Raw genomic sequence first — 7,347 nt, 5'->3', positions numbered from 1 at the left:
GCTGCTCGTAACTCTCGCCATCATCGGGGGCCAGCGTAATACCGATGCTGGAGGTGATCACCAGCTCGCCACCCTGAACTTCCACCGGCTGGGTAATGGCGTCGAGAATGCTGCGGGCCACCTTGTCACAGCCCTCAGCTCCGTTTACCTGATGCAACAGAACGGCGAATTCATCCCCTCCGAGGCGGGCGATGGTGTCTTCTTCCCGGACACTGGCGGCCAGGCGAATGGCGATGGTTTGTAGCAGCGTATCACCGGCGTCATGGCCCAGGGTGTCGTTGATCCGCTTGAAGTGGTCGACATCCAGGCTGATGAGGGCGCATTTGTGGCCATGGCGACTGGCGCTGGCAAGGGCACGACGACAGCGGTCCTCAAACAACCGCCGGTTTGCCGTGTCGGTGAGCACGTCGAAATGGGCAAGATAGTGAAGCTGGTCCTGGGTCTGGCGGATTTCAGTGATGTTCTGGCCAATCAGTATCAGCTGCTGGGGGCTTTCTTCGTCGTCGTCATCTTCCAGCTGGTTCAGGCTCCAGAGAATGATGTGGCGGCTGCCATCATAGCCGCGAATCCCGGTTTCCAGCGCTTCTTGACTACTGGAACGAAAGGTTTTCAGGATCTTCCAGGCCAGTTCATCACGATATTCTTCGGGAATAAACGTTTCCAGCAGGTTTCGGCCAACCGCCTCGTCCCGGCTGTAGCCGAACAGGGTTTCGGCGGCCGTATTCCACTGACGTATGCAGAACCGGGCATCCAGCAGCATGATGGGGGTGGCGGCTGTCTCGAACAGGGCGCGGAAATGGCGTGATGAGCGACGAAAGGAGCGCTCTGCCTGCTGGCGGACGAAGATTTCGTCTCTCAGCTCCTGATTGGCGGTTTGCAGTTCGCGGGTGCGATCGTCGACCACATCCTCCAGCCGGCTTTCCATGCGATGGCGTGCTCTCAGCAGTTCCCGAACATAGACGAAGGTACCGGCCAGCACCAGCAATGCCGGAGCCGCCGACCAGAGGAACTGGCTGATGGATTCCTGCTCCAGGGCGGATTCCGGGTACACCAGGAACAACAGCGGGCTGCAGGCCAGTGCAAGAATCAGCAGGCTGGCAAGGGTATCAAGGGTGATGGGCAGCCAGCGCGGGCCGGGCGGGTATGAATACTGGGGTTTACGCTTGTAACGGTTCACTGTTTCCCTGCCTTGTACGGAGAGCCGTGCTGGCTCTCTGGTTCCTTTTCCCGGGTGTGAGCCACCCGCAAACATGCCTGGCCTGATTGCTTACAGCGCTTGTGTCAGTCGCATCGAAAGATCGACCGCCTGAATATCTTTGGTCAGCGCTCCTATCGAAATGTAATCCACGCCGGTTTCGGCAATCGCCACCAGCGTCTTCTGGTTAATGCCACCGGAGGCTTCCAGCCGGCAGGCGCCGGCAACCAGGGTGACAGCCCTTCGCATATCTTCCAGGGAGAACTCGTCCAGCATGATCACATCCGCGCCTGCTTGCAGCGCTTCCCGGACTTCGTCCATGGTTTCGGTTTCAACTTCCACCAGGCGCCCCGGGGCAATCTCCCTGGCTTTGGCGACCGCTGCCGCAATGGAGCCACAGGCTGCTATATGATTTTCCTTGATCAGAAAAGCATCCCACAACCCGATACGGTGGTTGTCGCAGCCGCCGCAGGTTACCGCGTATTTTTCGGCAAAACGAAGTCCGGGCAGGGTTTTACGGGTATCAAGCAGACGCACGCCGGTGTGCTCAACCTGTGCCGCGTAATGATGACAGCGGGTAGCCACGGCAGACAGCGTCTGTAGCCAGTTCAATGCTGCCCGTTCTGCGGTCAGCAGGCTCCGGGCTGTGCCTTCGCAGGTAAACAGCACCTGATCCGGGACCACCTTGTCGCCATCACTGACGTACCAGCTCAGTGCCACATCGGGATCGACCTGACGAAATACCTCAGTTACCCAGTCGCAGCCGGCAATAATGGCGGTATCCCGGGTGATGACCCGGGCCCCGGCCTGGCGGTCGGCGGGAATCAGCGCAGCCGTAATATCACCGGTGCCGATATCTTCCCGCAAACTCAGCGCAACGGATTCAACGCGTGACTGACGTAACAACTCTGGAGACAGCGATGCCATTGTGGTTCCTGAATGATTAACTGATTCACAGAATGCGATTGTATCGGCCACGCTGTCAGGTTGAAACTCTTCAGCCTTTATTTTAGAGGGTGTAACCCGGTGTTTTTGTGACGCGTAGCGTCAGTTGGTGTAACCGTTGGCAACGATTTGTTACAGATATGAGGAGGGTTTAGGCCAACTTGTGACAAGGTTCCGGGAATCACAAACGGTGACAAAAACTGACACATATTGACGATGGAAGCGCCTATGATGTGTTACTGAAAGTGTGAACCAATGTTAAACGGGGTCCGTGGTCATGGCGCAGGACAATAAAGTGGTCAGTCTCAGAGAGGCGCAGGGACAGCGCGTAGCAATACCCGCAACCCTTGTGCGTTTGCGGGATACGTCGGCCCGTGCCCTGACCAAAGTCCTGTCTGACTTTTTTGACAGCGCAGACGACGTGCTGTTCGGTATGGCAGACCGCGCCGGCTCGAATCAGGATCAGGTGGCCTACTTCGATGCCATGCGGGAGTTACGCCTGCGCCGCAAGGCCATGACCAATACAGTGTTGCAGTGGGTCAGTCGCGCCTTCAACGAAATAGGGCGCTTTGATCCCATGCCGTCCAGTCGCGGTCTGGAAGAAGTGGATCAGGATTCCCTGACCCTGATGGATGATTCCGAGCTCGAACGCAAGGTAGCCATTGAGGGACTGATTACCAAGCTGGGCAATCGTTACGGCGAACAGGTACGACTGCTGAACGCTCGTATTGCCCATGCCACCGGGCTGCGTTCACTGGCGGACCGCCAGATGCCCCTGAGCCCCGAGGTGATCTGTATCGGTCTGGGCGAGGCCAGCAGCGAACTGGAAATCGATATCCGGGCTCGCCTTGTGGTGATCAAGCTTTTCGACCGGCTTCTGGTTGACCGACTGGAGGACCTCTATCGGGAAGCCAATCGCCTTCTGGTTACCGAGGGGGTCTTGCCGGACCTGCGGCGAGCGCCGGTCAATGGTTCATCACCGGTGCCAAAGCCAGGCCGTTCAGTGCCGCCTTCGGGCCGGGAACAGTCGCCGGGGCTGGATGAAGACGACCCGGGTGGACAGTACAACTTCTCCGACCTGACGGCGCTGTTGCATCAGGGCGAACCGGCACCGCGAACCAGCGCAGGGTTCAGCCACGGCCGGGGTACGTTACCCGTGGTGGACACGGCTGCGCTCATGCAGCAGCTGAGCCGCCTGCAAGGCAGTTCCAGCATCACTGATGGTGGTGATGTGTTGCCGCTGTCGTCGTTGTTGGGGCGGGTTATTCCGTCAGGGCCGGACCGCCAGTTGCCAGTGAATCAGGTCGACGGAGATGTCATCAACCTGGTGGCGATGCTGTTCGAATTCATTCTGGACGACCGCCAGTTGCCCTCCGTGATGAAGATGCTGATCGGACGCTTGCAGATTCCGGTACTCAAGGTGGCGTTGCTTGACCGCAGCTTTTTCAACCGAGGTGGTCATCCCGCCCGGAAACTGCTTAACGAGCTCGCCAATGCCGGTATCGGCTGGTCGGCCAAGGCGGAAGGACAGCGCGATCCGCTGCGGGAAAAAGTGGAGCACGTGGTCAGCCGGCTGCTCAATGAATTCACCGATAATGTCAGCCTGTTCAGTGAACTGTTGGCAGATTTCCAGCACTTCATGGATCTGGATCGCCGGCGCCGGGAGCTGGTGGAGCAGCGACTGCGGGACGCCGAGGAGGGCAGAGCAAAGCAGGAGCTTGCCCAGGAGCGGATCCATGGCTTGCTGGCGGATCTGATCACCGGCCGAAGCCTGCCTGAAAAAGCCGTCGCGCTGATGGAAGAGCCCTGGCGCAAGTATCTGGAATGGGTGTTTCTGCGGCAGGGCGATGACAGCCCCCGGTGGCAGAGTGTCGTCCGATTGACCGAGCGCCTGGTCTGGACGCTGGATCCACAGCCCGTTACTGGCGACACCCGGGCCGAATTGCTCAGGGCTGTGCCGGAAATTACCGACGCCCTGCGGGCAGGGCTTCAGGAGATCTCCTGGGACCCGTTTGCCATCGATACTGCCATCCGCGACCTTGAACTTGCCCATGTGGACGTCCTGCAGGGACTGGTGGCCGCCCGCAAGCCGGCCCAGGAAGCTGCAGCCCCTTCAGATGCCGGTGTTGCAGGAACCGGGGAGATTCCGGTTCTGACCGGTGACAGCCTGAACGACCAGTCTGATCAGGAGGTGTACGACCCGGCAGCGGACGAATCGGTGCTGGCAGAGCTGGACGCTCAGATCCAGTCTGCAGAAGCATTGCAGCAGAGCCGTGTTTCCGGGCCTGAGATCACTCCCACCGATGCCGTCGAAGCCTCCGCTGTGAACGACAGCGTCGCGCAGGCGCCGGAGGTCAGTGCTGAGCCGGCCGTGGCAGGTTCACCCTGGCTGGAGCGCGCGGCCGGTATGCGCGTGGGTTGCTGGGTAGAAATGACCCGTGAAAATGACGGCGGACGCCTGCGCTGCAAACTGGCGGCCATTATCCGCGCCACCGGCAAGTACATCTTCGTCAACCGGAACGGAGCCAAGGTTGCGGAATACCGTATTGAAGAGCTGGCCGAAACCCTGGCCAGCGGCAAGCTGACCATGCTGGATGACGGGCTGATTTTTGACCGGGCGCTGGAATCCATCATCGACAACCTCCGCCACAACCGCAAGGACTGATCCGCAAGCCCGCTGTCAGGAACGTGCAGTCATTCGTAGCGGGTCTCCGGCACTGCTGCGGTGCGACCGGCTCCCGGCTGGTGTCCCGGGCAGCCTTTGTGGTTCAATCAGGAAACATCCTGAACCGGCCGGATTATTCCGTTGAAATCTTCGACTCCCGATTCGTCTTTTCCAGACTCCCTGTCTTCAGCCCCCTCAGCTCAGAACGGGTCCGGCCCGGACCCTGGCCCCGTAGACCGGCTGCCGCAGTCGCCGGAGGATCCTCGCTGGCATGAAGAAATCCAACACCTGCGGGAGCTCGGTCGTTTCCGGGACGTGCGCTGGTGTCCATCACCAAATTTCGGGCCGCGGCCTGATCCGGCGGATATCTCGCTGCTGGTGGTCCACAATATAAGTCTGCCACCGGGGCAGTTCGGTGGTGGCCATATCGAAGCGTTTTTCTGCAACCGCCTGGATGCCAGCCTTCACCCCTATTTCGAAACCATTGCCGGCATGACCGTGTCCGCACATGCCCTGATCCGCCGCGACGGGGAGCTGGTGCAGTTCGTGAGCTTTCGGGACCGGGCCTGGCATGCGGGCAGATCCCGGTTTGGCGAGCGAGAGGAGTGCAATGACTTTTCGATTGGTATCGAGCTTGAGGGGACCGATGATATTCCCTATACCCGGGCCCAGTACCAGTGTCTGGCCCGGGCGGCTCGCCTGATCAGCGCAGCCTGGCCAGAGATTGATGACAGCCGGATGACGGGCCACTGCGATATCGCTCCGGGCAGGAAGACCGATCCTGGTCCTGCCTTTAACTGGACGTATTTCAGGGAACTGATGATCGGGTAACTGACGCCAGTACCTGCATCCTCGCAGGCTTCCGGGGCTGGTCTGAACAGCCGCCGGATGATCCGGCGGCTGTGATCCCATGGCTGGCTATTGGCGAGGACAGCCGCCAGGCCGGCAAAAGGTCAGTGCTGTTCCCAGAGTATTTCTTCACCACCGTTACGACGAGCCAGTACCCTCGCTATCACAAACAGCAGATCGGATAACCGGTTGAGGTAATGCCGTGATGCGGTGTTGATGGAGTCCTCATGCCCCAGCGCCACCACCACCCGTTCGGTTCGACGGCACACGGCCCGGGCCAGATGGCATTGGGCCGCTGCCGGCGATCCACCTGGCAGAATGAAGTTCTTCAGGGGCGGCAGTGCTTCGTTGTACTGGTCCAGGGAGGATTCCAGCCAGTCGATATGTTCGTCGTTAATGACCCGGCTGCCGGGTATGGCGAACTCGCCGCCAAGGTCAAACAGGTGATGCTGCACCCGGCGCAGAATACCGGCCAGATCGTCCTCGTTGTTCAGTTGTTCGATCAGCAGGCCCAGGTGGCAGTTCAGCTCGTCGGCCATACCCATGGCCTCAACCCGCTGGGCATTTTTGGCAATACGGTTGCCGTCCGCAAGTCCGGTGGAGCCGTCGTCACCGGTGCGGGTGTAGATCTTGGAGAGGCGGTTGCCCATGGTGTGCTCCCTGTTCCGTTAAGTGGCGGATGGTCCGGGTGTGACCGACAGTTGTTGTACCTGTTGCCGGAGCATTTGGTTCACTGGTGTCGCGATATTCAGTGCCTTGCCGCGATCGGCGACATACCCGTTAATATAGTCAATTTCAGTGGTACGCCCCCGCAGGACATCCGCCCTCATGGACGAAGTATTGGTAGCGGTACTGCGGGCCACCGCTTCAATCTTCTGGCGCAGTTCACCCGCACCGGGACTTTGCAGCCCCTCTGCGATCATGACCTGATGCAATTCTTTACAGACCCCGTCAATCCACTGCAGATAGAAAGGTGCGGTCAGAATCCCGCCGTTGGGGCAGTCCAGCAACGCGGTAAAGGCATTGATGCCGGCGTTGATGATCAGCTTTTGCCAGAGCCTGGCGCGGATGTCCGGCTCCGGCATCACCGCAAGGCCGGTGTTGCCCAGCAGGGTGACTATCTGCGAAAGCAATGGCTCAGCGGCCGGGGTCATCGCCCCGATCCAGGTCTGCCCGCGACCGGCATGCACGGTCAGGCCGGGCTCCGGACGATTGGCCCCCTCGGTGGTGCTGGCTGCAAGAACAGGGCGGTCGGGCCATTGGGCTGCCACCGCTTGCTGACTGCCCATGCCATTCTGGAACAGAACCAGCGGAACGGCTTCAGGCAGTGATGGCAGCGTGGCTTTCAACGCAGACAGTACGTCAGTGGCTTTGGTGGTGACCAGCAGCAGCGAAGGGCGGTCTGTGGCCGGGTCCAGAAATGAAACCGACACTTCAGAAGCCTGTCCTTGCGGCGTTTGCAGCTGGTAGCAAAGTGACGCCGGGTTGGTGCCAGGCCGTTCAACAAAGCCGACCCGGGATCGGGCCGCAGTGTTACCGGCCGGGGCCAGAGCGAGATAGCCGGCCCACAACTGACCCAGAGCACCGGCACCGAGAATGGCGGTGAGGCCATCCCCGGCACCCGGCTGTCCGGACTGGAACCGACTCATGATTTACATGGCCTCTACGGCAGCTCGCTGTTCGCTGAGGCGGG

Annotated in this window: 6 protein-coding genes; 2 read left to right on the top strand and 4 right to left on the bottom strand. The window is 60.2% G+C overall.

What is annotated here, in order from left to right:
- Positions 1 to 1,177: diguanylate cyclase (locus tag AAC035_RS16325; RefSeq protein ID WP_339806018.1), on the bottom strand; the 1,177-nt coding region annotated here is incomplete at its 3' end.
- Between the two features lie 90 nt (positions 1,178 to 1,267).
- Positions 1,268 to 2,122 carry a carboxylating nicotinate-nucleotide diphosphorylase gene (gene nadC, locus AAC035_RS16320; RefSeq protein WP_339806016.1) on the bottom strand — a complete coding sequence of 285 codons (855 nt, stop codon included), beginning with the start codon at positions 2,120 to 2,122 and terminating at the stop codon, positions 1,268 to 1,270.
- A gap of 295 nt (positions 2,123 to 2,417) precedes the next feature.
- On the opposite strand from nadC, the gene AAC035_RS16315 reads away from it, so the two are divergent.
- Both AAC035_RS16315 and ampD read left to right on the top strand, forming a co-directional pair.
- The gene (locus AAC035_RS16315) at positions 2,418 to 4,805 is read left to right on the top strand and encodes a DUF1631 domain-containing protein (RefSeq protein ID WP_339806014.1); all 2,388 of its coding nucleotides are present in this window, start codon (positions 2,418 to 2,420) and stop codon (positions 4,803 to 4,805) included.
- A gap of 279 nt (positions 4,806 to 5,084) precedes the next feature.
- Positions 5,085 to 5,636: a 1,6-anhydro-N-acetylmuramyl-L-alanine amidase AmpD gene (gene ampD, locus AAC035_RS16310; RefSeq protein ID WP_339806020.1), complete on the top strand. Its 552-nt coding sequence runs from the start codon at positions 5,085 to 5,087 to the stop codon at positions 5,634 to 5,636.
- A gap of 122 nt (positions 5,637 to 5,758) precedes the next feature.
- Here the strand turns inward: ampD and AAC035_RS16305 are convergent, their stop codons facing one another.
- Complete coding sequence (locus tag AAC035_RS16305; protein WP_339806012.1) at positions 5,759 to 6,304, bottom strand: cob(I)yrinic acid a,c-diamide adenosyltransferase; 546 nt, start codon at positions 6,302 to 6,304, stop codon at positions 5,759 to 5,761.
- 18 nt (positions 6,305 to 6,322) lie between these two features.
- A complete protein-coding gene (locus tag AAC035_RS16300) occupies positions 6,323 to 7,303 on the bottom strand; it encodes a 2-dehydropantoate 2-reductase (protein WP_339806010.1) in 981 nt (326 codons plus the stop codon).
- Positions 7,304 to 7,347: the final 44 nt, after the last annotated feature.

This window comes from uncultured Marinobacter sp. (assembly GCF_963974375.1).
Classification (GTDB): Bacteria; Pseudomonadota; Gammaproteobacteria; order Pseudomonadales; family Oleiphilaceae; genus Marinobacter.
The sequence above is the reverse complement of the archived record's forward strand: the minus strand, read 5'-3'. Positions and strand labels throughout refer to the sequence as shown.

Bases quoted from the DNA above. Each gene is read 5' to 3' on its own strand.
- nadC (WP_339806016.1), bottom strand. From the start codon at position 2,122: ATGGCATCGCTGTCTCCAGAGTTGTTACGTCAGTCACGCGTTGAATCC.
- AAC035_RS16315 (WP_339806014.1), top strand. From the start codon at position 2,418: ATGGCGCAGGACAATAAAGTGGTCAGTCTCAGAGAGGCGCAGGGACAG.
- AAC035_RS16305 (WP_339806012.1), bottom strand. From the start codon at position 6,304: ATGGGCAACCGCCTCTCCAAGATCTACACCCGCACCGGTGACGACGGC.
- AAC035_RS16300 (WP_339806010.1), bottom strand. From the start codon at position 7,303: ATGAGTCGGTTCCAGTCCGGACAGCCGGGTGCCGGGGATGGCCTCACC.